This window comes from Microbacterium murale, assembly GCF_030815955.1.
In the GTDB taxonomy this organism is placed as follows: domain Bacteria; phylum Actinomycetota; class Actinomycetes; order Actinomycetales; family Microbacteriaceae; genus Microbacterium; species Microbacterium murale_A.
The window spans coordinates 665,089-687,460 of sequence record NZ_JAUSXK010000001.1 but is presented as its reverse complement, the minus strand read 5'-3'; the positions used below and the strand labels follow the sequence as shown (position 1 = coordinate 687,460).

Below are 22,372 nucleotides of genomic sequence, written 5' to 3'. Positions count from 1 at the left end.
CGAAGACAGCGAACAGGAACAAAATGAAGGTCAAGCCCAGCGTCAAGCCCATGTGCGATCACTGCAAGGTGATTCGTCGTCACGGACGCGTCATGGTCATCTGCAAGAGCAACCCGCGCCACAAGCAGCGCCAGGGCTGATCTTTCGGATCTGACTCACAACTGAACACATAAGGCAGGATCAAGATCCCACGCGAGTGGGTGACACCTCGGGACAGAGGCCCGGGTCCATATCCTGCTCCACACCTCTACACATCCCAGGAGAACCGCATGGCACGTCTTGCCGGCGTTGACATCCCGCGCGACAAGCGCGTGGTGATCGCCCTTACCTACATCTACGGCGTCGGCCGTACCCGCTCCGTCGAGATCCTCAAGGCGACCGAGATCGACGAGTCGATCCGCGTCAAGGACCTCAGCGACGAGCAGCTGATCATCCTTCGCGACTACATCGAAGGCAACTACAAGGTGGAGGGTGACCTGCGCCGCGAGGTCACCGCAGACATCCGCCGCAAGGTCGAGATCGGCTCGTACGAGGGCATCCGCCACCGTCGTGGCCTGCCCGTCCGCGGACAGCGCACCAAGACCAACGCCCGTACCCGCAAGGGCCCGAAGCGCACCGTCGCCGGCAAGAAGAAGGCCCGCTAAGCAGCGGCCAGGGACTAGGAGAAGACTTTCATGGCTGCACCCAAGGCCGCCGCGCGCAAGCCGCGCCGCAAGGAAAAGAAGAACATCGCGCTGGGCCAGGCCCACATCAAGTCGACGTTCAACAACACGATCGTTTCGATCACCGACCCGTCCGGCGCTGTCATCAGCTGGGCATCCTCCGGTGGAGTGGGCTTCAAGGGCTCGCGCAAGTCGACCCCGTACGCCGCAGGTATGGCTGCCGAGTCGGCCGCCCGCCAGGCTCAGGAGCACGGCGTCAAGAAGGTCGACGTCTTCGTGAAGGGTCCGGGCTCCGGCCGCGAGACCGCGATCCGCTCGCTGACGGCCGCAGGCCTCGAGGTCGGATCGATCCAGGACGTCACCCCGCAGGCGCACAACGGATGCCGTCCGCCGAAGCGCCGCCGCGTCTGAACCCGGCTGTCGAGTCGCCCGCCTGAGGGCGGGCGACTCACCGCCCGTTCAGGGCATTGACTTCCACAACTCAAGACCTCACCCCACCACATGTCATATAGCGGGCATGTGATCGAAAGGAACACAGAGTGCTCATTGCACAGCGTCCCACACTGACCGAGGAAAAGATCGCCGAGGATCGCAGCCGATTCATCATCGAGCCGCTCGAGCCCGGCTTCGGCTACACCATCGGCAACGCGCTGCGTCGCAGCCTGCTCTCGTCGATTCCCGGCGCTGCTGTCACCAGCATCCGCCTCGACGGCGTGCTGCACGAGTTCAGCACCATCCCCGGCGTGAAGGAGGATGTCACCGAGATCATCCTCAACATCAAGCAGCTCGTCGTCTCGTCAGAGCGCGACGAGCCGATCACGGCGTACCTGCGCAAGACCGGCGCCGGCGAGGTGACCGCCGCTGACATCTCGGCTCCTGCCGGTGTCGAGGTGCACAACCCCGAGCTCGTCATCGCGACGCTCAACGACACCGCGAAGTTCGAGCTCGAGCTCACGATCGAGCGTGGCCGTGGCTACGTGTCGGCAACGCAGAACCGCAACGAGTACGCCGAGGCCGGTCAGATCCCCGTCGACTCGATCTACTCGCCGGTCCTCAAGGTCAGCTACCGCGTCGAGGCGACTCGTGCCGGTGAGCGCACCGACTTCGACAAGCTCATCCTCGATGTCGAGACCAAGAACAGCATGGTTCCGCGCGATGCTGTCGCATCGGCCGCGAAGACCCTGACCGAGCTGTTCGGTCTGGCCCGCGAGCTGAACGTCGAGGCTGAGGGCATCGAGATCGGCCCGGCACCTGTGGAGCCCGTGCTCTCCAGCGAGCTGTCGATGCCGATCGAGGACCTCGACCTGTCGGTACGCTCGTACAACTGCCTCAAGCGCGAGGGCATCAACACGGTGTCCGAGCTCGTCGCACTGTCTGAGACTCAGCTCATGAACATCCGCAACTTCGGCCAGAAGTCGGTCGACGAGGTGCGCGACAAGCTCATCTCGCTCGGTCTGTCGCTCAAGGATTCGGTGCCCGGTTTCGACGGCGCCCACTTCTACGGCGCAGGCGAAGACGAGTCCTTCTGACCTTCCCGAAATTCTGACCAGGAGTTAGATCAATATGCCTAAGCCCACCAAGGGTCCCCGCCTCGGAGGCGGCCCCGCCCACGAGCGTCTGCTGCTCGCCAACCTTGCAGCGGCCCTCTACACGCACAAGTCGATCAAGACGACCGAGACCAAGGCCAAGCGCCTTCGTCCGCTCGCTGAGCGCCTGATCACGTTCGCCAAGCGCGGCGATCTGCACGCACGCCGCCGCGTGCTGTCGATCATCGGTGACAAGCAGGTCGTGCACACGCTCTTCACCGAGATCGCGCCGCTGGTCGCCGACCGTGAGGGCGGCTACACCCGCATCACGAAGGTCGGAAACCGCAAGGGCGACAACGCCCCGATGGCAGTGATCGAGCTCGTTCTCGAGCCCGTCACGCCGAAGAAGAAGGCCGCAGCCAAGGCTGCGCCGAAGGCGGAGAAGGCGCCGGTGGCCGAGAAGGCCGCCGACGACGCTGCTGACGCCGGTGCTGAGTCGCAGGAGGAGGGCGCAGCCGCTGAGACTGCTGCCGCTGCTGCACTCGTCGACGGCGGCTTCGGCGCAGACTCCGCTGCTCCTCTCGAGGACGGCTCTGCACCCGAGGGCTTCGACATCAAGGGCAACAAGGACTCGATGAAGTTCCACCGCCCCGATGGCCAGTGGTACGACGCGACTGTCGCCGAGGTCTGGTTCCGCACCGCCGAGGCCGCTGAGGCCGCAGGATTCGTCGAGGCCGGCAAGTAACACGCCGCCACGGAGAACTTCCGCCAAGAAGGCCCGCCATCCCGTTCAGGGACGGCGGGCCTTCTTGCGTCTGTGATGTCGGCGTGGCGGATGCCGCGTATGCATTTGACGGCAGCCGGACGGTCTTCTAGAGTTGAGCCGTAAATGGGACACTGTCCCAAATTACGGGACATCTATTCATTCCCACAACTCAGGAGTCCAACGGTGAACTCAACCTCCGCGACGGTGAAGTCGCAACAGCGCAACACGATCCTTGCAAGCGTGCTCGGCTCGGTCATCGAGTGGTACGACTTCTTCCTGTACGCGACCATGGCCGCGCTCGTCTTCAACAGCGAGTTCTTCCCCGAGTTCGATCCGCTGATCGGCACGCTCGTCGCCTTCGGCACTTTCGCCGCCGGGTTCATCACCCGTCCCATCGGCGGACTGATCTTCGGCCACTTCGGAGATCGAATAGGGCGTAAGAAGATCCTCGTCATCACGATGCTCATCATGGGCATCTCGACCTTCTTGATGGGGTGCCTGCCGACGTACGCTCAGATCGGCGTCGCAGCGCCCGTGTTGCTGCTTCTGCTGCGCATGCTGCAGGGCATCGGGTTGGGCGGTGAGTGGGGCGGCGCAGCCATCCTCACCTTCGAGCACGCGCCCCGCGGCAAGCGCGGAATGTTCTCCGCCTGGCCGCAGACCGGTGTACCGCTCGGCCTGCTGCTCTCCACTCTCGCCGTCAATCTCGTGTCGATCCCCGGCGACGAGGCTCTGATCGGGTGGACCTGGCGCATCCCATTCCTGGCCAGCATCGTGCTCGTGGTCGTCGGTCTCGTCGTGCGCCTTCAGGTGTCCGAGCCGCAGGCATTCAAAGACATGGTCAAGACCGGCGACCGCGTCAAGGTGCCGGTGTTCGAAGTGCTCCGCCACTACCCGAAGCAGGTTCTGGTGGGCATCGGCGCCCGCTTCAGCGAGAGCATCACCTTCAACGTGTACAACGCGTTCATCCTGACCTACACGACCACGGTGCTCGGTCTCCCGAACAGCTACGCCCTCAATGGCCTGCTGATCGCCAGCGTCATCGGCTTCATCGTCATCCCGCTGGCCGGTCGGCTGTCCGATGCTCACGGGCGCCGACCGGTGTTCGCAGCCGGTGCTGCGATCGCGTTCGTCACGGCCTTCCCGGTGTTCTGGTTGATCGACAGCGGTGTCGTCACACTCATCTGGCTTGCGATCATCGTCGGCTGGGCATTGGGCGCCTGCACCATGTTCGGCGCAGAAGCCGCCTTCTTCGCCGAGCTGTTCCCTGCACGCGTCCGCTACACCGGTATGTCGCTCGTCTACCAGCTGGGCGTGCTGCCCTCGGGCGCCGTTGCTCCGGTGATCGCGATCTGGTTGGTCTCGATCTCAGGCTCGTCCTGGCCGGTCGCTGTGTACATCATGGTGGCCGCCGCTATCGCGCTCGTGTCCCTGTACTTCGCGAAAGAGACCGCGCACGACGACATCGACGTCGAACTCCACGCGAAGGCCGCTGAACAAGCCGCTCCGATATCCGCAGACACGGCCCGCTGACATCGTCCATCGAGAACGAGAGACATCCATGACCAAGAAGACCGCCACCCCGCCCGACATCGTGCTCATCCTGGTGGATGACATGGGGTTCTCCGACATCGGCTGCTTCGGGGGAGAGGTGCAGACTCCCAACATCGATGCCCTCGCCGCCGGCGGCGCCAGCCTGACGCAGTTCTACAACACGGCGCGGTGCAGCCCATCGCGTGCGTCGCTGCTGACAGGGCTGCATCCGCACCAGACCGGGATCGGCATCCTCAATTACGACGATTCCCCCGAGGGCTACGCCGGCAACCTCAATCGCAACTGCGTGACGATCGCGGAGGCGATCAAGCCGGCAGGCTATCGCAGTTACATCTCCGGCAAGTGGCACATGGCGGGTGACATCCACAACCCTACGGATGCCTGGCCGACTCGTCGTGGATTCGACGAGTTCTTCGGAACTCTCGAGGGCGCCGGCAGCTTCTTCCAGCCGCGCACCCTGACGCGCAACGAGCGCAACGTCGAGGCTGAGACCGAGGCCGATGACTTCTACTACACCGATGCGATCAGCGACAACGCCGTGCGGTTCATGAAAGAGCACGATGCCGATCACGGCGATGACCCCTTCTTCCTATACGTCGCGTACACCGCGCCGCACTGGCCGCTGCACGCACTGGAGGAGGACATCGCAAAGTACGCCGGTCGCTTCGACGCCGGCTGGGATGCGCTGCGCGAGGAGCGTCTGCATCGGCTGATCGCGTCCGGCATCATCGACGAGCAGTGGAAGCTCAGCGAGCGCGACGCGCGGATTCCTGCGTGGGAGGACGTCACCGACAAGGAGTGGGAGGCGATGCGCATGGCCGTGTACGCCGCCCAGATCGATCGGATGGACCAGGGAGTCGGCCGGGTGGTCGACGAGCTGCGCCGTCAGGGCAGGTTCGAGAACTCCGTCGTGCTGTTCCTCTCCGACAACGGCGGGTGTGCAGAGGAGATGCCGCTGGATACCGCGAAGGAGTTCGTCACGACGTACGTGAGCTTCGACGCCGAGACGCGTGACGGCCGCGAGGTGCGCCCCGGCAATGACCCCAGTATCGTCCCAGGCGGCGAGGACACCTATGCGACGTACGGGCGCGCGTGGGCGAATCTCTCCAACGCGCCGTTCCGCGAATACAAGCACTGGATCCACGAGGGCGGCATCTCCACCCCGCTGATCGTCAGCTGGCCGGAACGCATCGATGCAGGTGTCCTGCGCACACAGGCGCACCAACTGCCCGATGTCATGGCGACAGTGCTCGAGGCGGCAGGTGCCGAGTACCCGCTGACATACCCCGAACGCAGCCCGCTGCCGCTCGAGGGTGTGAGCATGCTCGGAACTCTGGTCGAAGGCGACACCGACGACCAGCGCCTGCTCTACTGGGAGCACGAGGGCAACTGCGGCGTGCGACGCGGTGGGTTCAAGCTCGTCAAGAAGCACGCTTGCGAGTGGGAGCTCTATGACATGCTCCGAGACCGAACCGAACTGAACGACATCGCCGCCGCACACCCAGCGCTGGTCGAGGAGCTGTCCGACGCCTACGCCGCCTGGGCGGAGCGGTGCGGCGTCATCCCGCGTGAGCGCGTGCTCGCCCTCTACGAGTCGCGCGGCAGTGGATTGCCGTCGGAGTGACCTGTGCGCCCGCGATAGTCTGACGTGATGGAAAGCATCTCGGACAACGCCGTCTCGAAGGCGATCCAGATTCTCTCCGCACTTCGCTCACATGCCGATGGAGCGAGCGCGCGCGAGCTCGCCCCATCGACGGGCTTCGCGCGCAGCACTGTGCAGCGCATCCTCGCGACCCTCGCTGCGAGCGGGATGGTCATACAGGATGCCGCGACACAGAGGTATCTGATCGGTCCGCAGGCGCTCGTGATCGGACTGGGGTACAACGGCGGTGACGTGCTCGTGAACGAAGCGCGGCCCTACATGTTCGCTCTGCGGGACGAGAGCGGCGAGACCGTCGGGCTGTCTGTTGCGATCGGGCACGCCAGGGTCTTCCTTGAGGAAGTCCAGAGCAACGCGGAGATCCGCTTCGCCTCCGAGATGGGGCGGTTGTACCCGCTCTGGTCCGGAGCCAACGGACGCGTGCTCATGGGCGGACTCTCGGACACCGAGATCGACCGAGTACTGGCGGACCACGAGCACGATGAGACGCTGCATGAATCGCTGTCACCCGACCAGGTCAGGGAGCGCATCGTCGACATGCGGGCCAAGGGGTTCGCGCAGGCGTCGAACGAGACCATTGCGAATGTGAGTTCGGTAGCGGTCGGCGTGCGCGACGGTTCCGGTCAGATCGTCGCAGCGCTCTCCGTGTCGGGCCCCGCCGAGCGGTTCACTCCGCAGAGGATGGATGAGATCGTGCCGCAGCTCAAGTCTGCGGCATCCGCTATCAGCGCGCGCCTCGGCGCGGGACGAGGAACCACGTGACCGACACGCCAACTGCACGGATCCGCGGCCCCCGCGCTTACATCACCTTCGTTCTGATCGGTCTTGTCGCCGGCCTCCTCTCCGGGCTCTTCGGTGTCGGCGGAGGGACGGTCATCGTGCCGCTGCTCGTGCTGTTCCTGAGCTTCGATCAGCGCCTCGCGGCAGGCACCTCGCTCGCCGCGATCGTGCCCACTGCGAGTGTGGGCGTGATCTCATACGCGGCATCCGGATCTGTCGCGTGGATTCCCGCACTCATCCTCGCGGCAGGGGCCGTGATCGGTGCGCAGATCGGTACGCGACTGCTGCCGAAGATCTCGCAGACCGTGCTCCGCTGGTGCTTCGTCGGGTTCCTCGTGTTGGTGATCATCAGCCTGTTCCTCGTCATCCCCTCACGTGCAGCGGAGTTCGAACTCGGCTGGATCAACGGCGCGGGCCTCGCGCTCGTCGGCGTGCTCACCGGGGTCATCGCGGGGCTCATCGGCGTCGGGGGCGGAGTCATCGTCGTCCCCGTGCTCATGCTCGTCTTCGGAACGAGCGACCTCGAAGCGAAGGGGACTTCGCTGCTGATGATGATCCCCACGGCGATCTCGGGAACGATCGGCAATCTCCGTCACCGCAACGTCGACCTGCTCGCTGCCGGCATGATCGGGGTGGCGGCGTGCACCACGACCGCGCTCGGTGCGTGGCTCGCGACGCTGATCGACCCGTTCCTCGGCAACATGCTGTTCGCGGCATACCTCGTGATCATCGCCGTGCAGATGGCGATCAAGGCCCTCCGCTCACGCGGAAGCCGGGCGTAGACGCCGAGCGAGGACTCCGGACGCCGGCGCCGCGCGTCTGCGCGGCGAAGATGAGGGAATCTTCATCCCTGCCTCATGTCTGCATCACAAAGTGACGGCACGATGGAACCATGACGTTCTCACGCCGCATCCTCCTCCCCGGTGCCCTCATCGCGTTGCCGGTGATCTTCGCCGTCGGCAGCGTCGCCGTGGCTCAGTCACCGGGGGCCCCGCAGATGCCGCAGGAGACGGTGATCGTCGAGATCGGAACGCCGAGTCCTGCGCCTGCGCCGTCTGCAGAGCCCGTGACTCCGCCGGCACCCGCACCGCCGGCCCCGGCTCCACCAGCACCGGCCCCGCCGGCGCCACCATCCGACGATGACGATGACGGCGACGACGACGGGGATGATGATGGCGACGATGACTGACGCCATCACCGCTCCGATCGGAATCGTCCAGGAAGACCCGCCGCGCCGTCGATCACTGCGCCCACGCGCCATGCCTGCGCGGTGGAGGATCACTGCGTGGATCATCGTCAGCACGGTGTTCACGCTCCTGGCCGTCGGACTGATGGGGCGCAGCATCTTCCTCTCCAGCGTCGATCAGGACGCGAACGTCGACATCGAACAGGAGGCGCAGGAGTTCCTGCGGTTCCTGGAGGATTCCTCCACGGAGTTCACCTCTGCGGAGGGGCTGCTCCAGGAGTATCTCGACCGTCAATCGGTGCACTCGAACGAGATCATCCTCGGTGCTGTCGATGGCGCCCCTGTCGCCACGGCGAACGGGCTGGTGGAAGGCAGTGACGCATCGCTCGGTTTCGCCGGCGGACAGACGCTCGTGCTTCAGATGCTGGATCTCGAGGAGAACGCAGGTGTCGTCGAATCGACCGCGGCCGGTCCGCTTCGATGGGGACGCGTCGACTTCACCGCCGGCGACGCCCAGGGCGCGCTCCTGGTGCTGCAGTTCACCGAGGCACCACGTGCGGCCGTGGATCAATCGGTCGTGACGATCGCATGGGTCGCACTCGCCGGCATCCTGCTCAGCTCCGGTGTCGCATGGCTGGTCGCAGGCCAGATCCTCGCCCCGATCCGTGCAGTGCACCGCGTCGCGCGCGAGATCAACGAGCATGACCTCACCGCACGGGTGCCGGTGAACGGAACAGACGACATCGCAGCGGTCGCGATCACCTTCAACCAGATGCTCGACCGGCTGGAAGACGTCTACGCCACCCAGCAGCGTTTCGTCGACGACGCCGGGCACGAGCTGCGCACGCCGATCACGATCGTCCGTGGCCACCTCGAGTTGCTCAGCGAAGACCAGGACGAGCGCCGAGAGACGCTGCGCCTGGTCAGCGGAGAACTCGACCGGATGACGCGTATCGTCACCGATCTGCTCGTGCTGGCTCGCGCCCAGCAACCTGACTTCGTCCGGATCGCCGGATGCGACGCCGCGACCCTCACCCTCGATATCGAGGCCAAGGCGCAGGCGCTGGGAGACCGGCGCTGGCAGCTGATGGAGGTCGCAGAAGGACACGCGAGCTGCGACCCGCAGCGCATCACGCAGGCCGTGCTGCAGCTGTCGGCCAATGCCGTCCAGGTCACCGAACCCGGCGACCGCATCCGCATCGGTTCCCGCTTCGACGGCGAGGGCGCGCAGCGCAGGCTGCGGTTGTGGGTGCAGGATGAGGGCCCCGGCGTCGCGTCGGCGGATGCCGCCCGCATCTTCGAACGCTTCGTCCGGGGAGGCGCACCCGGAGACACCGCCGGCCCCCGCCGCGGCTCCGGCCTGGGCCTCGCGATCGTTCGCGCGATCGCCGATGCCCATGGCGGTTCGGCCTGGGTCGACAGCGTTCTCGGAGAGGGCGCGACCTTCGGGATCGACATCCCCGCGCCGGACTCGACGGACGCCGGAGAAGCCAACGTCATCATCGAATCTCTGTCTGGAAAGGACGCCTGACGTGCGACACATCCTGATCGCGGAAGACGATCCTCACATCACATCCTTCATCCGCAGAGGCCTGCACGCCGCCGGATACGAGACCTCTGAGGCATCCGACGGCGAGACCGCCCTCATCCTCGCCCGCGGCGGCCTGTTCGACCTGGTGCTGCTGGACATCGGCCTGCAGGGCATGGACGGATTCTCCGTGCTCTCGCACCTGCGCGGGGAAGGCATGACCACCCCGGTGATCATCCTCACCGCCCGTGACTCCGTCATCGACACGGTGCGAGGCCTCGAGGGCGGGGCGAACGACTACGTCACCAAGCCGTTCCAGTTCGCTGAACTCCTCGCGCGGGTGAAGCTGCGTATCGGCGACGGCGATCAACGGGCCACCGGCCCCGTGCTCGCGCACGGCGAGGTCACCATCGACATCCGATCGCGCCGAGTCACGATCGGGGACGGCATCGCCGACCTCACGTCTCGTGAGTTCGCGCTGCTGGAGGTGTTCGTGCAGAACGCGGGCCAAGTACTGTCTCGCGATCAGCTCATCGGCCACGTGTGGGGGATGGACTTCGATCCGGCATCCAACGTCGTCGATGTGTACGTGCGCGCGCTCCGGAACAAGATCGGTGCGGCCCACATCGAGACCGTCCGCGGCGCAGGATACCGATTCCAATGAACACCGCACCGATACGCGTCATCTACGCCACCAATCCACCGGAGCGAACCGCCCCGGTGCGACCGTCGGGCCGACGATCGCGACGCCCGCACACGCCGCGCGAGCCCTGGAACCGCGCCCGCGTGCTGCGCCTCTCAAGCCTCATCGCCGTCATCGTCATCGCGGTCGCCGTCACCATCTCGGCGCTCATGCGCCCATCTGTCGGTGATTCCGCGCCGACGCTTCCCGCCGCCGTGACGATCTCCGTGTTCCTCCTCGCCGTCTGGGCATGGACGAGTACGACGCTCGATGACACACTGGTGGCTTTTCTCGCCGCCGTCGCCCTCATCGTCACCGGCGTGCTCCCGTCGCAGACCTTCTTCGCCTCGCTCGGCGATGAGACGATCTGGCTGTTGATCTGCGCGTTCATCATCGCGACCGGTGTCAGCTCGTCCGGCCTGGCGCTTCGCGGCGCAGCTCAGCTGCTGCGCCTGGCGCGCTCACCGCGTGCGCTGTTCCACCTCACCACTCTGGCTCTCACGATCACGACGTTCGCTGTGCCCGCCACCTCCGGCCGCGCGGCGCTGGCCATCCCGGTGTTCACCGCGCTCGCCGCGTCCTTGGCGGGAGGAGTCGCCCTCACCCGCGCACTCTCATTGCTCTTCCCGACCGTCATCCTGCTGTCCGCAGTCGGCTCGCTGCTCGGTGCAGGGGCGCACGTGATCACTGCGCAGCTGGTCGAGTCGGCGACGGGCCATGGCTTCGGCTTCCTCTCCTGGCTGTGGTTCGGCCTGCCGCTGGCCATCGTCTCCTCGCATGTCGCCTGCGAGATCGTGCTGTTGCGCTTCACAGCGAGTGCCGACCGCCGAGTCGGCATACGGATCACCCTCGCGGATCTGGCGCGAACGGCGCCGACGCCGGTCTCCGGTCCGCTCAGTCCGCTCGAACGCCGCGCGGCAGTGCTGCTCGCCGGTGTCGTCGTGATGTGGTGCACAGAGTCGCTGCATCACGTACCCCCTGCTGTCGTGGCGCTCCTCGGCGCGGTGGTCGCGGTATCGCCGTCGATCGGATGCACCAGCCTCCCCGTCGCCGTCAAGAAGGTGCCGTGGACGCTGCTGCTCTTCCTCGCGGCGACCCTCGCGCTGGCATCCGCCCTCACCGCCACCGGTGCCGCCGCCTGGCTCGGACGATTGGCTCTCGCCCCGATGGCTTCTCTCGGCCCGGCCGCCGGAATCGCCTTCGCCCTGGTCGTCATCGCGCTGTCTCTGCTCGCGCACCTGATGATCCCGTCGCGATCTGCCCGATCCGCCGCGATCATCCCGCTGGTCATCGTGCTCGCACCGGGGCTCGGCGTCGATCCGGCAGCCGCGGCGTTCGCATCCACCGCCGCCGCAGGCTTCTGCCACACGCTGCCGAGCTCCGCGAAGCCCGTCGCGATGTTCGCCGACCCTGATGTCGTGTCCGACGGGTTCCGCTCCGGAGACCTGCGCTCGCTCTCCGTGATCCTGGGGCCCGCGATGTTCCTTCTCGTCGCGGGCTTCTCATTCTGGATCTGGCCCGCGATGGGGATGCCACTGCTGATCTGAGCATCCGAGCGTCCGCATCCGATCAACTTTTTCGCCACCACCGACGTTCGTCGTACCCGAAACGGGTGCACATCTCGAGGAGAAACCATGTCCATTCACATTCCGCAGCGCATTCTCGTCGCCCCCAGTGGTTTCAAGGAGAGCCTGGATGCCGAGACCGTCGCCCGCGCGATCGCGGCCGGCGTGCGCCGCATCATCCCCGGCGTCCAGGTCGATGAGTTCCCCATCCCGGACGGTGGTGAGGGAACCGCAGCCGCGTTGGCAGCCGCAACCGGTGGCGAGCTCGTTCCCGTCGTCGTGTCCGGCCCGGTCGGCGATCCCGTCGCCGCGCACTACGCACTCCTCGGCGGCTCCTCGCGAGGGACGGCAGTCGTCGAGATGGCTGCGGCCGGCGGGCTGCGCCTCGTGCCGAGGGATCGGCGTGACCCGGGCGCGACCAGCACCTACGGTGTCGGCGAGTTGATCGTCGCGGCGCTGGACGGCGGCGCCGAGCGGATCATCGTCGGTTGCGGCGACTCCGGCACCAGCGACGGCGGCGCCGGAGCGCTCGAGGCACTGGGCGTTCGGATCCTCGACCGCGACGGCACTGCGCTGCCGCGCGGTGGGCGGCACCTCATCGACGCGGCATCCCTGGATCTCGGCGGGCTGCACCCGAGGGCAGCAGACGTCGAGATCGTCCTCGCGTGCAACATCCACAATGTGCTGTGCGGGCCGCGCGGCGTCGCGCGCGTGTTCGGGCCGCAGAAGGGCGCGTCTCCCGAGGGTGTCGAACGACTCTCCACTGCGCTGGATGCGTGGGCGGACGTGCTGGAGCGACACAGTCCGCACGGCGGCCGGATGGATGTGCGCACAGGGCCCGGCTCAGGTGCCTCCGGCGGGCTGGGTGCCGGACTGGCGGCAGTCCTCGGGGCTCGTCTCGCACCACGATTCGAGGTGCTGCTGGACGGCGATCTGCTGCCGCAGTCATTGGATGACCTGATGTCGAGGGCCGACCTGGTCATCACTGCGGAAGGCGCGATCGACTTCCAGACACCGCGGGGCAAGGTGCCGGCCGAGGTCGCGATGCGCGCGCGGATCGCCGGGGTGCCTGTGCTCGGGATCGCGGGTTCGTTGGGGGAGGGTGCGCCGGCCGTGCACGACATCGGGATCGGCGCGATCGCTTCGATCCTGACCGTGCCGATGCGGCTGGAGCAGGCGGTGGAGCAGGGGGAGCAGCTGCTGCGCGATGCCGCAGAACGCAGCATGCGTCTCGTGCTTCTCGGCTCTGCGCTCGCGGCCAGGGCCGCCTGACCCGCGGCCGGTAGGATCGAGGGGTGGCCGTGAACAATGAACTGCTGGGACGCGAGTTCCCTGAAACCCCGCCCTACCTGGTCGGTCGTGAGAAGGTGCGCGAGTTCGCGCGCGCCGTCTTCGCCGATGCTCCGCTGCACACCGATGTCGCCGCCGCGCGCGCGCTCGGCTACGCCGATGTGGTGGCTCCGCCGACCTTCGCGATGGTGATCCAGGACCAGACCCTGCAGCAGCTGCTGAGCGAACCCGATTCCGGCATCGTGCTCGCGCGCACCATCCACGCCGAGCAGCGCTTCGCTTACTCCCGACCGATCGTCGCGGGCGACGAGCTTTCCGGACGGCTCACCGTGACCGGCATCCGCATGATGGCCGGCAACGCGATGATCACGAGTGAAGCAGAGATCACGGATGCCGCAGGCTCCCACGTCGTCACGGCGACGAGCGTGCTGCTGGTCGGCTCTGACGACAACGACCGGAAGGCGGAGGCATGAGCGGCACCACCTACACCGTCGGAGATGTGATCGCCGAACGCACGATTCACCTCACTCGTGAATCGCTGGTGCGTTACGCGGGAGCATCCGGAGATTTCAACCCCATCCACTACCGCGACGACATCGCCGAGTCGGTAGGACTCCCCGGAGTGCTCGCCCATGGGATGCTGACGATGGGGCTCGCTTCGTCGGTCGTCGTCGCCGCACTCGAACCCGGCGTCCGCATTCTCGACTACGGGGTGCGCTTCACCAAGCCTGTGATCGTCGATCCGGTTGATGGTGCTGACGTGCACGTGCGCGCAACGGTCGCCGCAACGGACGAGTCCTCAGCGCGAATCGATCTCAAGGTCACGTTCGCCGAGGCGACCGTCCTGGTCAAAGCGCAGCTGCGCGTCGCGCTCTGAGTCGCCGGACATGACCGAGATCACCCCGATCCCCCTTGCGCAGTTGACGACGTTGCGCACCGGCGCCGCCCCGGAGCGCATGCTGGATGCGACGACCACCCCTGACCTCGTCGACGCGCTGCGCGACACCTGGGCTCGCGGCGATGAATGGTTCGTGCTGGGCGGGGGATCGAACCTGTTCGCCGGAGATGAGTCCTTCTACGGCACCGTCATCCGTGTGCTGACCTCTGGTGTCGAACGACTTCCGTCCCCGCATGAAGGTCGCGTGCGCGTGCGCGCCCAGGCCGGGCACGATTGGGACGCCCTGGTCGCCTACACCGTGGAGCAGGGGCTCGCCGGCATCGAGGCGATGAGCGGCATCCCCGGCACGGTCGGGGCAGCACCGGTGCAGAACGTCGGTGCGTACGGGCAGGAGATCCAATCGACGCTCGTCGAGGTCGAGCTGATCGACGAGTCCACCGGCGAAGTCTCGACGGTGCCGGCATCCGAGCTCGGGCTCGGCTTCCGCACCTCCGTGCTCAAGCACCACTACGGCGGAGTGCCGCTGAGGCGTGCCGTGATCCTCTCGGTGACGTTGGATCTCGCAGAGGTCGGCGATGCCGGTCGCATCGTTCGCGGTGACCAGTTGCGACGTGCGCTCGGGTTAGCGGGCGACGCTGCAGAAGGGGCAGTGCCCCTTGGCTGGGTGCGAGAGCAGATTCTGCGGATTCGCGCGGAGAAGGGGATGCTGCTGAATCCGGAGGATCCGGACACCTGGAGTGCCGGTTCGTTCTTCCAGAACGCGATCGTGCCCGAGTCGGTCGCGCTGCAGCTGCCACCGGAATGTCCGAGGTGGCCGGTCGCGCCCGATCTGGATGCGGTGACCGTCATTCCGCTCGGCGCATACGACGGCTACATCGCCCCGACGCAGACCGTGCGCAGCGACGTGAAGGTGAGTGCGGGCTGGCTCATCGAGCACGCCGGTATATCGAAGGGGTTCAGGCTGCCGCGCTCGCGCGCAGGGGTATCGACCAAGCACGCGCTCGCGCTGACGAACCGGGGAGGGGCGACGGCTGACGAGTTGGCAGAGCTCGCCCGGTTCATCCAGGCACGGGTGCAGGCGGAGTTCGGACTGCTGCTGCAGCCGGAGCCGGTGCTGATCGACGTCGAACTGTAGCCGAGTCGGGCTGTAGGACGTTCGCGCTACACTCGCCCGCATGAGTGGACTCGTCCCATACCTGTTCTTCCCCGGCAACGCCCGTGAGGCGCTGACCTTCTACCACGAGGTGTTCGGTGGCGAGCTGTCGCTGTTCACGTACGAGCAGTTCAGCCGTACAGATGGGCCCAGTGATGCGATCGCGCACGGCGGGATCTCCGGCAACGTCGAGCTGTCCGGCTCGGATGCCGGTCCTGACCAGGACTCCGTGCACATCGTCGGTGCGAGCTTCTCGCTGCTCGGCACTGCTGAGCCCGAGGTGCTGCAGGAGTGGTTCGCGCAGTTGTCCGTCGGAGGCACGGCGATCGACCCATTGCAGAAGCGTCCCTGGGGCGACTTCGACGGTCAGGTGACCGATCGCTACGGCATCCGCTGGCTCATCGGGTATCAGGAGTAGCGACTGCCGAGGTCGGCGAAATCACGCGAAGAGGCGCTGCAGGCGCTGGATGCCCTCCAACAGTTGTTCGTCGCCCAACGCGTACGACAGGCGCAGATACCCTGACGGGCCGAAAGCTTCGCCGGGAACGACCGCGACCTCGGCCTGATCCAGGATCAGGTCTGCAAGCTCCAGCGACGTCGTCGGGGTCACGCCGCCCCACGTGCGGTTCAGCAGGCCTTGCACGTCGGGGTAGACGTAGAACGCACCCAGCGGGTTCGGAACACGAACGCCGTCGATCTTCGAGAGTTCGGCGACGATCAGTCGTCGGCGGCGGTCGAACGCCTCACGGAACTTCTCCGACTCGGTCTGCGGTCCGTTCAGCGCGGCGATCGCGCCGCGTTGCGCGACGTTGTTCACGTTGCTGGTGAGGTGGGACTGCAGGTTGCCGGCGACCTTGATCGCATCGGCGGGGCCGACCATCCAGCCCACGCGCCATCCGGTCATCGCGTAGGTCTTGGCGACGCCGTTGACGAGGATCGTCTGTGCTGCGGCCTCCGGAACCGCCTCCACGATCGAGGTGGCCTTGGTGCCTTCGTACGTGAGGTTCTGGTAGATCTCGTCGGAGACGATCCAGATGCCGTGCTCGACGGCCCACTCGCCGATCGCCTTCGTCTCCTCGGCGGTGTACACGGAGCCGGTGGGGTTCGAAGGCGACACGAACACGAGCGCGGTGGTCCGGTCGGTACGGGCGGCCTCGAGCTGCTCGACCGTGACCTTGTAGTCCTGGTCGGCGCCGGCGAACACCTCGACAGGGATGCCGTCGGCCAGTGCGATCGCTTCAGGGTAAGTCGTCCAATAGGGGGCGGGCAGCAGAACTTCGTCGCCGGGGTTGAGGACGGTCTGGAAGGCCTGGTAGACGGACTGCTTGCCGCCGTTCGTGACGATCACCTGGCTGGGCGAGACCTCGAGGCCGGAGTCGCGCAGCGTCTTGGCTGCGATCGCCTCGCGGAGCGCGGGAAGGCCGGGCGCGGGTGTGTAGCGGTAGTTCGCCGGGTCGGCGAGCGCCTCCGCTGCAGCATCGACGATGAACTGCGGGGTGGCGAAGTCGGGTTCGCCGGCCGCGTAGGAGATGACGGGCTTGCCCTCGGCCTTCAGTGCCTTGGCTTTGGCGTCGACCTTGAGGGTCGCGGACTCGGCGATGGCGGACAGTTTGCGGGAGAGAGGTGCGCGTTCGGTCACACCTCAGATGCTACTCGGATGCGTCAGCCGGTGTCGGACGAGACTCCTGCCCGACGAGGGGAGCGGTGCATCTCAGAGGATCGGCACGAGCACGACCGCCATGATCGACGCGATGAGTATCACGCTGGGCACGGCGAGGAATGCGACGGAGACGCAGAGCACGACCACTGCGGCAATCATGGGAAGCCGCCCGGGTAGCGGGTCGACAGGTGGCGACCCTTTCGCCGCTTCGGGCATCGTGCCGACGATGAGTACTGCCGCGGCTGCGGCGACGGGCGTCCATCGCAGCGCGTGCACGAGCAGGGTGGGTATCGGTGTCAGTCCGAATGCCCCATCGGTGAAGAACGTCGAGGGGCGCTCCACGAACAGCACGGTGTTCGCTACCAGGATCACACCGCAGAATGCGCTGACCGCGAGGGAGACGATGCGCCGGATGCGTGCCTCGATGCGGCGGCGCGGCGTGAGGGTCGACATGACGGCGAGCGTAACGAGCATCCCCACGGTGCTGCGCACGTTATCCACAGCCTTCGACCGCGTGCATCTAGGCGTGGAACTCAGTCTCAGTTAGTATGATTCGGAGTCTCTCACTGTCAGGAGTCGTCGATGACCGTCAACACCCCCTATGTCCCGCCCGTCGCGGACTACGCCTTCCTCTACGGAGAGGCGTTCGGCCGCGATATCGTCGCCACGGCTTCGAACGGCGCGCTCACTGCCGAAGACGCCGTCGAGATCATCTCCGGCGCCGGAGAGCTCGCCGCAGAGGTGCTCGCTCCGCTCGATGCGCAGGGCGACAAGACCGGTGCCCAGCTGCGGGAGGGCGAAGTGCATCTGCCGGATGGTTTCGCACAGGCGTACCAGTCCCTCGTCGAGGCGGGCTGGGTGACGGCGACCGCCCCTGAATCCGCGGGGGGCGACGGTTTGCCGGCGTCCGTCGGCGCAGGACTCGGCGAGATCTGGAACGCGTCGAATGCGGCGTTCGCACTGTGCTGGATGCTGAGCTCCGGCGCCATCCACGCGCTCGATGCCGCGGCATCCGAAGAGCTCCGCGAGATCTATCTGACCAAGCTCGTCAGCGGTGAGTGGACCGGCACGATGAATCTCACCGAACCGGATGCCGGCACCGATCTCGGCGCGATCCGCACGACGGCCACGCCGCGCGATGACGGATCGTGGTCGATCAGCGGGCAGAAGATCTTCATCACCTGGGGCGACCACGACGTCGCCGAGAACATCGTGCACCTCGTGCTCGCCCGGACTCCCGGTGCGCCGGACGGTGCCAAGGGTTTGTCCCTGTTCGTCGCTCCGCGCCTCCTGGTGAATGCCGACGGATCGCTGGGGGAGCGCAACCGGATCGAGACCGTGGCGATCGAGCACAAGCTCGGCATCCACGCCAGCCCCACCTGCGTGCTCGCATACGAGGACGCCACCGGCTACCTCGTCGGAGAGCTGCACGGCGGCCTCGCCGGCATGTTCGTGATGATGAACTCCGCCCGCGTGGGTATGGGCCACCAGGCGACCGGCATCTCGGACCGCTCCTACCAGGGGGCTGCAGCGTACGCCGCGGGCCGACTGCAGGGGCGCGTCATGGATCGTCCGGCCGGTGCCCCGATCGCCGAGCATCCTGATGTGCGCCGCATCCTCGGCTCGATGTCGAGCCAGGTGTTCGCCATGCGTGCGCTGTCGGTGTTCGTCGGCGATCTGTTCGACCGCGCTGAGAACGATCAGGACGTCCTTCGCATGGCTGAGCTGTTCGTCCCCATCCTCAAGGGATGGACGAGCGAAGAGGCGCTTCGGGTGACCTCCGACGGCATCCAGGTCTACGGCGGCATGGGCTTCATCGAAGAGACCGGCGCGGCACAGCACTACCGCGATGCCCGTATCGTGCCGATCTACGAGGGCACCACGGCCATCCAGGCCAACGATCTCATCGGACGCAAGGTGCTGCGCGATCAGGGCGCGACCGCCGCCCAGCTGTTCGCCGAGATCGAGCGGACCGTGGCCGATCTGAACGGTGCGCCGCTCGCCGGTCGCCTCACCCGTGCGCTCGATGCCGCACGCCGCGCGACCGACGCGGTTCTCGGCTTCGCCGATGCTCCGCGCGATGCCTACGCCGTCAGCGTTCCGTACCTCATGCTGCTCGGAACGCTCGCCGGCGGCTGGATGCACGCGCTCGCCGTGGTCGCCGTGGCTGCGCACGAGGCGCCGATCGACACGGACGCCGCGCGCCTCACGGATGCGGACTTCTACAGCACGCAGCATCTGCCGCGAGTGCACGCGCTCGCAGAGACGGTGCTCGCCGGCGAGATCGGCTGAACACGGCGATGGGCCGGATGCCTCAGCATCCGGCCCATCTTCATATCGGCAGTCAGTCCGTCTCGACCAAGAACTTCGAGTAGGCCGACAACGTCAGGAACGCCGGGAACTCCGTGCCCAGCGACACCTCGCGGAACACTTCGGCGGCGTCGTCGAACCGGTCGCCCGCGGAGCGGGTCGCCTCGGCCAGCACCTGGGCGATCAGACCCTCGATGTACTCCGGCGTGATGCGGGTGCCGTCCTCGGTGGAGCGATCCTGGTGGATCCACTGCCACACCTGCGAACGTGAGATCTCCGCGGTCGCGGCATCCTCCATCAGGTTGTCGATGGCGACCGCGCCGAGGCCGCGCAGCCACGCCTCGATGTAGCGGATCGCCACCGAGACGTTGTCGCGCACGCCCTTGCTCGTGATGGGACGTCCGATTCGCAGATCGAGCAGGTCCTCGGCGCGGACGTTCACATCGTCGCGCTGACGGTCGAGCTGGTTCGGGCGGCCGGCCAGCACGGCGTCGAATTCGGCCTGCGCGGTCGGGATCAGATCGGGATGCGCGACCCACGTGCCGTCGAAGCCATCTGCGGCCTCGCGCTTCTTATCGGCGGCGACCTTCTCGAGCGCCTTTGCCGTAGCCTCGGGGTCGCGACGATTCGGGATCGATGCGCTCATGCCGCCGATCGCGAAGGCGCCGCGCGAGTGGCACGTCTTCACGAGCAGCTCGGTGTAGGCGCGCATGAACGGCACCGTCATCGTGACCTCGCTGCGGTCCGGCAGCACGAAGCGCGCGCCGCGACCGCGGTAGTTCTTGATGATGGAGAAGATGTAGTCCCAGCGTCCGGCGTTGAGTCCCGCGCAGTGATCGCGCAGCTCGAACAGGATCTCCTCCATCTCGAACGCGGCGGGCAGCGTCTCGATGAGCACGGTCGCGCGGATCGTGCCGTGCGGGATGCCGATGTAGTCCTCGCTGAAGGTGAACACGTCATCCCACAGCTTGGCTTCTTCGCTCGACTCCAACTTGGCGATGTAGAAGTACGGGCCGCGGCCGGAATCGATCAGCGACTTCGCGTTGTGCAGGAAGTACAGTCCGAAGTCGACGAGAGACGCGGATGCCGCCATGCTGCGACCAGTGCGATCGATGAAGGTCAGGTGCTTCTCGAGGAGATGCCACCCGCGTGGGCGCATCACGATCGTCGGAGTCTGCTCTGCCGTGACCTCGTAGGTCTTGCCCTCGGGGGAGGTGAAGCTCAGCTCACCGCGGATGGCGTCGCGCAGTGACAACTGACCGCCGATCACGTTCGCCCAGGTGGGGCTCGTGGCATCCTCCTGGTCGGCGAGCCAGACCTTGGCCCCGGAGTTCAGCGCGTTGATCGTCATCTTCGGGTCGGTCGGCCCGGTGATCTCCACGCGGCGATCCTCGAGCCCGGGTCCGGCTCCGGCGACGCGCCAGTCCGCGTCGTCACGGATGTGACGAGTGTCATCGCGGAAGCGGGGGTCGTGCCCGTTGCCGATCTCGAAGCGGCGGCGCATGCGGTCTGCGAGCCGGTCATGGCGACGCGCGGCGAAGCGGTGGTGCAGCTCGCTGAGGAAGGCGATCGCCTCCGGCGTCAGGATCTCGTCGAAGCGGTCGCGCAGCGGCCCGGTGATGTGCAGGGCCGGACCCTGCTGGATGGTCGGCGTGGCCGGGGGAGCGGTGGGAGTGGTCATGATGAAGTCCTTTGCAAGTCAGTGGAACTGCAGAAGTCAGTGGAACTGGGCGGCTTCGGTGGAGCCGGCGAGGGCGAGGGTGGCGCTGTCGGGGTTGAGCGCCGTGGAGATGACGTCGAAGTAGCCGGTGCCCGCCTCGCGCTGGTGCTTGGTGGCGGTGTAGCCGTCTGCCTCTGCGGCGAACTCTGCTTCCTGCAGCTCGACGTACGCGCTCATGGCGCGATCGGCGTAGCCGCGGGCGAGGTCGAACATCGAGTAGTTCAGGGCGTGGAAGCCGGCCAGGGTGATGAACTGGAACTTGTAGCCCAGGTCGGCCAGCTCCTGCTGGAACGTGGCGATCTCGGCATCCGACAGCTTGCTCTTCCAGTTGAAGCTCGGGGAGCAGTTGTACGCGAGCAGCTTGCCGGGGAACTCGGCGTGCACGGCCTTCGCGAACTCCCGGGCGAGCTCGATGTCGGGCTCACCGGTCTCCACCCAGATCAGGTCGGCGTACGGCGCGAACGCGAGGCCGCGGCTGATCACCGACTCGATCCCGGGGCGGATCCGGTAGAAGCCCTCGCTGGTGCGCTCGCCGGTGGTGAACGCCTGGTCGCGCTCGTCGACGTCGCTGGTGAGCAGGTCGGCGGCGAGGGCATCCGTGCGAGCGATGATCACCGTCGGAACACCTGCGACGTCTGCCGCGAGTCGTGCCGCGTTCAGGGTGCGGATGTGCTGCTGGGTGGGAACGAGCACCTTGCCGCCGAGGTGGCCGCACTTCTTCTCGCTGGCCAGCTGGTCCTCCCAGTGGATGCCGGCTGCGCCGGACTGGATGAGCGACGACGCCAGTTCGTACGCGTTCAGCGGGCCGCCGAATCCGGCCTCGGCGTCCGCGACGATCGGGGCCAACCAGTCCTGCGTCGTGTTGCCCTCGGCGTGCTCGAGCTGGTCCTGGCGGATCAGGGCGTTGTTGATGCGGCGGACGACGGCGGGCACGGAGTTCGCCGGGTACAGCGACTGGTCGGGATAGGTCTGACCTGCGAGGTTGCCGTCGGCGGCGACCTGCCAGCCGGAGAGGTAGATCGCCTTGAGTCCCGCGCGCACCTGCTGCACAGCCTGGCCACCGGTGTAGGCGCCGAGCGCGCGGACGTAGTCCTCGGTGTGCAGGAGGTTCCAGAGGTTCTCCGCCCCGCGGTGCGCGAGCGTTGACTCTTCGCGGACCGAGCCGCGGATCCGGATGACGTCCTCCGCGGTGTACGTGCGCTCGACGCCATCCCAGCGGGGGTCGGTGTCCCAAATCTCCTGGAGCTGCGCTGCGGTCTGCGTCTGGTCTCCGGCTCGCAGGCCGGCGGGGCGAGGTGCGATGTTCGTCATGGCGTCTCCTTCTTCGGATGGTCCCGGTAGCGAAACCGAGTGGCTTGACACCACTCTGAGTGAAGTTCCACCCCTCGACTGAACAATTCAGGTGTGAAGATTGGTTGAATTTCTGCTTTCG

23 protein-coding genes are annotated in these 22,372 nt (G+C 66.7%); 19 read left to right on the top strand and 4 right to left on the bottom strand.

Annotated features, from left to right (window positions below; all coding sequences use genetic code 11):
* The first annotated feature begins 23 nt into the window (after window positions 1-23).
* The 18 genes from rpmJ (at window position 24) to QFZ46_RS03365 (ending at window position 15,668) form a co-directional block, all read left to right on the top strand.
* Entirely contained in the window at window positions 24-140 is a 117-nt protein-coding gene (gene rpmJ / locus QFZ46_RS03450) for a 50S ribosomal protein L36 (RefSeq protein WP_188434530.1), read from the top strand.
* A gap of 129 nt (window positions 141-269) precedes the next feature.
* Window positions 270-644, top strand: a complete 375-nt coding sequence (gene rpsM, locus QFZ46_RS03445) for a 30S ribosomal protein S13 (RefSeq protein ID WP_307358335.1) — start codon at window positions 270-272, stop codon at window positions 642-644.
* A gap of 30 nt (window positions 645-674) precedes the next feature.
* Window positions 675-1,073: a 30S ribosomal protein S11 gene (gene rpsK / locus QFZ46_RS03440; protein WP_033106075.1), complete on the top strand. Its 399-nt coding sequence runs from the start codon at window positions 675-677 to the stop codon at window positions 1,071-1,073.
* 128 nt (window positions 1,074-1,201) lie between these two features.
* Window positions 1,202-2,191, top strand: coding sequence for a DNA-directed RNA polymerase subunit alpha (locus tag QFZ46_RS03435; RefSeq protein WP_307358333.1), 990 nt, complete (start codon window positions 1,202-1,204; stop codon window positions 2,189-2,191).
* A 34-nt stretch (window positions 2,192-2,225) separates the two neighbouring features.
* Window positions 2,226-2,933, top strand: coding sequence for a 50S ribosomal protein L17, sunset domain variant (rplQ, locus tag QFZ46_RS03430; RefSeq protein ID WP_307358331.1), 708 nt, complete (start codon window positions 2,226-2,228; stop codon window positions 2,931-2,933).
* A gap of 204 nt (window positions 2,934-3,137) precedes the next feature.
* The gene (locus QFZ46_RS03425; RefSeq protein WP_307358329.1) at window positions 3,138-4,487 is read left to right on the top strand and encodes an MFS transporter; all 1,350 of its coding nucleotides are present in this window, start codon (window positions 3,138-3,140) and stop codon (window positions 4,485-4,487) included.
* 28 nt (window positions 4,488-4,515) lie between these two features.
* Window positions 4,516-6,132, top strand: coding sequence for an arylsulfatase (locus QFZ46_RS03420; RefSeq protein ID WP_307358327.1), 1,617 nt, complete (start codon window positions 4,516-4,518; stop codon window positions 6,130-6,132).
* Window positions 6,133-6,159: 27 nt separating this feature from the next.
* Window positions 6,160-6,930: an IclR family transcriptional regulator gene (locus tag QFZ46_RS03415; RefSeq protein WP_307358325.1), complete on the top strand. Its 771-nt coding sequence runs from the start codon at window positions 6,160-6,162 to the stop codon at window positions 6,928-6,930.
* Window positions 6,927-7,730, top strand: coding sequence for a sulfite exporter TauE/SafE family protein (locus QFZ46_RS03410; protein WP_307358322.1), 804 nt, complete (start codon window positions 6,927-6,929; stop codon window positions 7,728-7,730). The genes QFZ46_RS03415 and QFZ46_RS03410 overlap by 4 nt, the downstream gene beginning before the upstream one ends.
* A 110-nt stretch (window positions 7,731-7,840) precedes the next feature.
* A complete protein-coding gene (locus QFZ46_RS03405; RefSeq protein ID WP_307358319.1) occupies window positions 7,841-8,137 on the top strand; it encodes a hypothetical protein in 297 nt (98 codons plus the stop codon).
* Complete coding sequence (locus QFZ46_RS03400) at window positions 8,130-9,665, top strand: sensor histidine kinase (protein WP_307358318.1); 1,536 nt, start codon at window positions 8,130-8,132, stop codon at window positions 9,663-9,665. The genes QFZ46_RS03405 and QFZ46_RS03400 overlap by 8 nt, the downstream gene beginning before the upstream one ends.
* 1 nt (window position 9,666) lies before the next feature.
* Window positions 9,667-10,326 carry a response regulator transcription factor gene (locus QFZ46_RS03395; RefSeq protein ID WP_307358315.1) on the top strand — a complete coding sequence of 220 codons (660 nt, stop codon included), beginning with the start codon at window positions 9,667-9,669 and terminating at the stop codon, window positions 10,324-10,326.
* Window positions 10,323-11,891, top strand: coding sequence for an SLC13 family permease (locus QFZ46_RS03390; protein ID WP_307358312.1), 1,569 nt, complete (start codon window positions 10,323-10,325; stop codon window positions 11,889-11,891). The genes QFZ46_RS03395 and QFZ46_RS03390 overlap by 4 nt, the downstream gene beginning before the upstream one ends.
* 87 nt (window positions 11,892-11,978) lie before the next feature.
* Entirely contained in the window at window positions 11,979-13,181 is a 1,203-nt protein-coding gene (locus tag QFZ46_RS03385) for a glycerate kinase family protein (protein WP_307358310.1), read from the top strand.
* A gap of 23 nt (window positions 13,182-13,204) precedes the next feature.
* Window positions 13,205-13,672 (top strand): FAS1-like dehydratase domain-containing protein, encoded by a 468-nt coding sequence (locus tag QFZ46_RS03380; protein ID WP_307358307.1) that lies wholly within the window; start codon window positions 13,205-13,207, stop codon window positions 13,670-13,672.
* Entirely contained in the window at window positions 13,669-14,076 is a 408-nt protein-coding gene (locus tag QFZ46_RS03375; RefSeq protein WP_307358304.1) for a MaoC/PaaZ C-terminal domain-containing protein, read from the top strand. The genes QFZ46_RS03380 and QFZ46_RS03375 overlap by 4 nt, the downstream gene beginning before the upstream one ends.
* A 10-nt stretch (window positions 14,077-14,086) precedes the next feature.
* On the top strand, window positions 14,087-15,232 hold the full coding sequence (locus tag QFZ46_RS03370; RefSeq protein ID WP_307358303.1) for a UDP-N-acetylmuramate dehydrogenase: 1,146 nt from the start codon (window positions 14,087-14,089) through the stop codon (window positions 15,230-15,232).
* 40 nt (window positions 15,233-15,272) lie between these two features.
* Window positions 15,273-15,668: a VOC family protein gene (locus QFZ46_RS03365; RefSeq protein WP_307358300.1), complete on the top strand. Its 396-nt coding sequence runs from the start codon at window positions 15,273-15,275 to the stop codon at window positions 15,666-15,668.
* 21 nt (window positions 15,669-15,689) lie between these two features.
* Here QFZ46_RS03365 and QFZ46_RS03360 read toward each other — a convergent pair whose 3' ends face one another.
* Window positions 15,690-16,889, bottom strand: a complete 1,200-nt coding sequence (locus tag QFZ46_RS03360) for a pyridoxal phosphate-dependent aminotransferase (RefSeq protein ID WP_307358298.1) — start codon at window positions 16,887-16,889, stop codon at window positions 15,690-15,692.
* Between the two features lie 72 nt (window positions 16,890-16,961).
* Window positions 16,962-17,363, bottom strand: coding sequence for a hypothetical protein (locus QFZ46_RS03355; RefSeq protein WP_307358297.1), 402 nt, complete (start codon window positions 17,361-17,363; stop codon window positions 16,962-16,964).
* 129 nt (window positions 17,364-17,492) lie between these two features.
* On the opposite strand from QFZ46_RS03355, the gene QFZ46_RS03350 reads away from it, so the two are divergent.
* Window positions 17,493-19,202 carry an acyl-CoA dehydrogenase gene (locus QFZ46_RS03350; RefSeq protein ID WP_307358294.1) on the top strand — a complete coding sequence of 570 codons (1,710 nt, stop codon included), beginning with the start codon at window positions 17,493-17,495 and terminating at the stop codon, window positions 19,200-19,202.
* Window positions 19,203-19,254: 52 nt separating this feature from the next.
* On the opposite strand, the gene aceB is transcribed toward QFZ46_RS03350, so the two are convergent.
* Window positions 19,255-20,901 carry a malate synthase A gene (aceB, locus tag QFZ46_RS03345; protein WP_307358291.1) on the bottom strand — a complete coding sequence of 549 codons (1,647 nt, stop codon included), beginning with the start codon at window positions 20,899-20,901 and terminating at the stop codon, window positions 19,255-19,257.
* 36 nt (window positions 20,902-20,937) lie between these two features.
* A complete protein-coding gene (aceA, locus tag QFZ46_RS03340; protein ID WP_307358288.1) occupies window positions 20,938-22,251 on the bottom strand; it encodes an isocitrate lyase in 1,314 nt (437 codons plus the stop codon).
* Window positions 22,252-22,372 lie beyond the last annotated feature (121 nt).

What these genes read in the sequence shown, in the direction of transcription:
- rpmJ (WP_188434530.1), top strand. Translation starts at nt 24, where the DNA reads ATGAAGGTCAAGCCCAGCGTCAAGCCCATGTGCGATCACTGCAAGGTG.
- rpsM (WP_307358335.1), top strand. Translation starts at nt 270, where the DNA reads ATGGCACGTCTTGCCGGCGTTGACATCCCGCGCGACAAGCGCGTGGTG.
- rpsK (WP_033106075.1), top strand. Translation starts at nt 675, where the DNA reads ATGGCTGCACCCAAGGCCGCCGCGCGCAAGCCGCGCCGCAAGGAAAAG.
- rplQ (WP_307358331.1), top strand. Translation starts at nt 2,226, where the DNA reads ATGCCTAAGCCCACCAAGGGTCCCCGCCTCGGAGGCGGCCCCGCCCAC.
- QFZ46_RS03420 (WP_307358327.1), top strand. Translation starts at nt 4,516, where the DNA reads ATGACCAAGAAGACCGCCACCCCGCCCGACATCGTGCTCATCCTGGTG.
- QFZ46_RS03415 (WP_307358325.1), top strand. Translation starts at nt 6,160, where the DNA reads ATGGAAAGCATCTCGGACAACGCCGTCTCGAAGGCGATCCAGATTCTC.
- QFZ46_RS03405 (WP_307358319.1), top strand. Translation starts at nt 7,841, where the DNA reads ATGACGTTCTCACGCCGCATCCTCCTCCCCGGTGCCCTCATCGCGTTG.
- QFZ46_RS03400 (WP_307358318.1), top strand. Translation starts at nt 8,130, where the DNA reads ATGACTGACGCCATCACCGCTCCGATCGGAATCGTCCAGGAAGACCCG.
- QFZ46_RS03390 (WP_307358312.1), top strand. Translation starts at nt 10,323, where the DNA reads ATGAACACCGCACCGATACGCGTCATCTACGCCACCAATCCACCGGAG.
- QFZ46_RS03385 (WP_307358310.1), top strand. Translation starts at nt 11,979, where the DNA reads ATGTCCATTCACATTCCGCAGCGCATTCTCGTCGCCCCCAGTGGTTTC.
- QFZ46_RS03375 (WP_307358304.1), top strand. Translation starts at nt 13,669, where the DNA reads ATGAGCGGCACCACCTACACCGTCGGAGATGTGATCGCCGAACGCACG.
- QFZ46_RS03370 (WP_307358303.1), top strand. Translation starts at nt 14,087, where the DNA reads ATGACCGAGATCACCCCGATCCCCCTTGCGCAGTTGACGACGTTGCGC.
- QFZ46_RS03365 (WP_307358300.1), top strand. Translation starts at nt 15,273, where the DNA reads ATGAGTGGACTCGTCCCATACCTGTTCTTCCCCGGCAACGCCCGTGAG.
- QFZ46_RS03355 (WP_307358297.1), bottom strand. Translation starts at nt 17,363, where the DNA reads ATGTCGACCCTCACGCCGCGCCGCCGCATCGAGGCACGCATCCGGCGC.
- QFZ46_RS03350 (WP_307358294.1), top strand. Translation starts at nt 17,493, where the DNA reads ATGACCGTCAACACCCCCTATGTCCCGCCCGTCGCGGACTACGCCTTC.
- aceB (WP_307358291.1), bottom strand. Translation starts at nt 20,901, where the DNA reads ATGACCACTCCCACCGCTCCCCCGGCCACGCCGACCATCCAGCAGGGT.
- aceA (WP_307358288.1), bottom strand. Translation starts at nt 22,251, where the DNA reads ATGACGAACATCGCACCTCGCCCCGCCGGCCTGCGAGCCGGAGACCAG.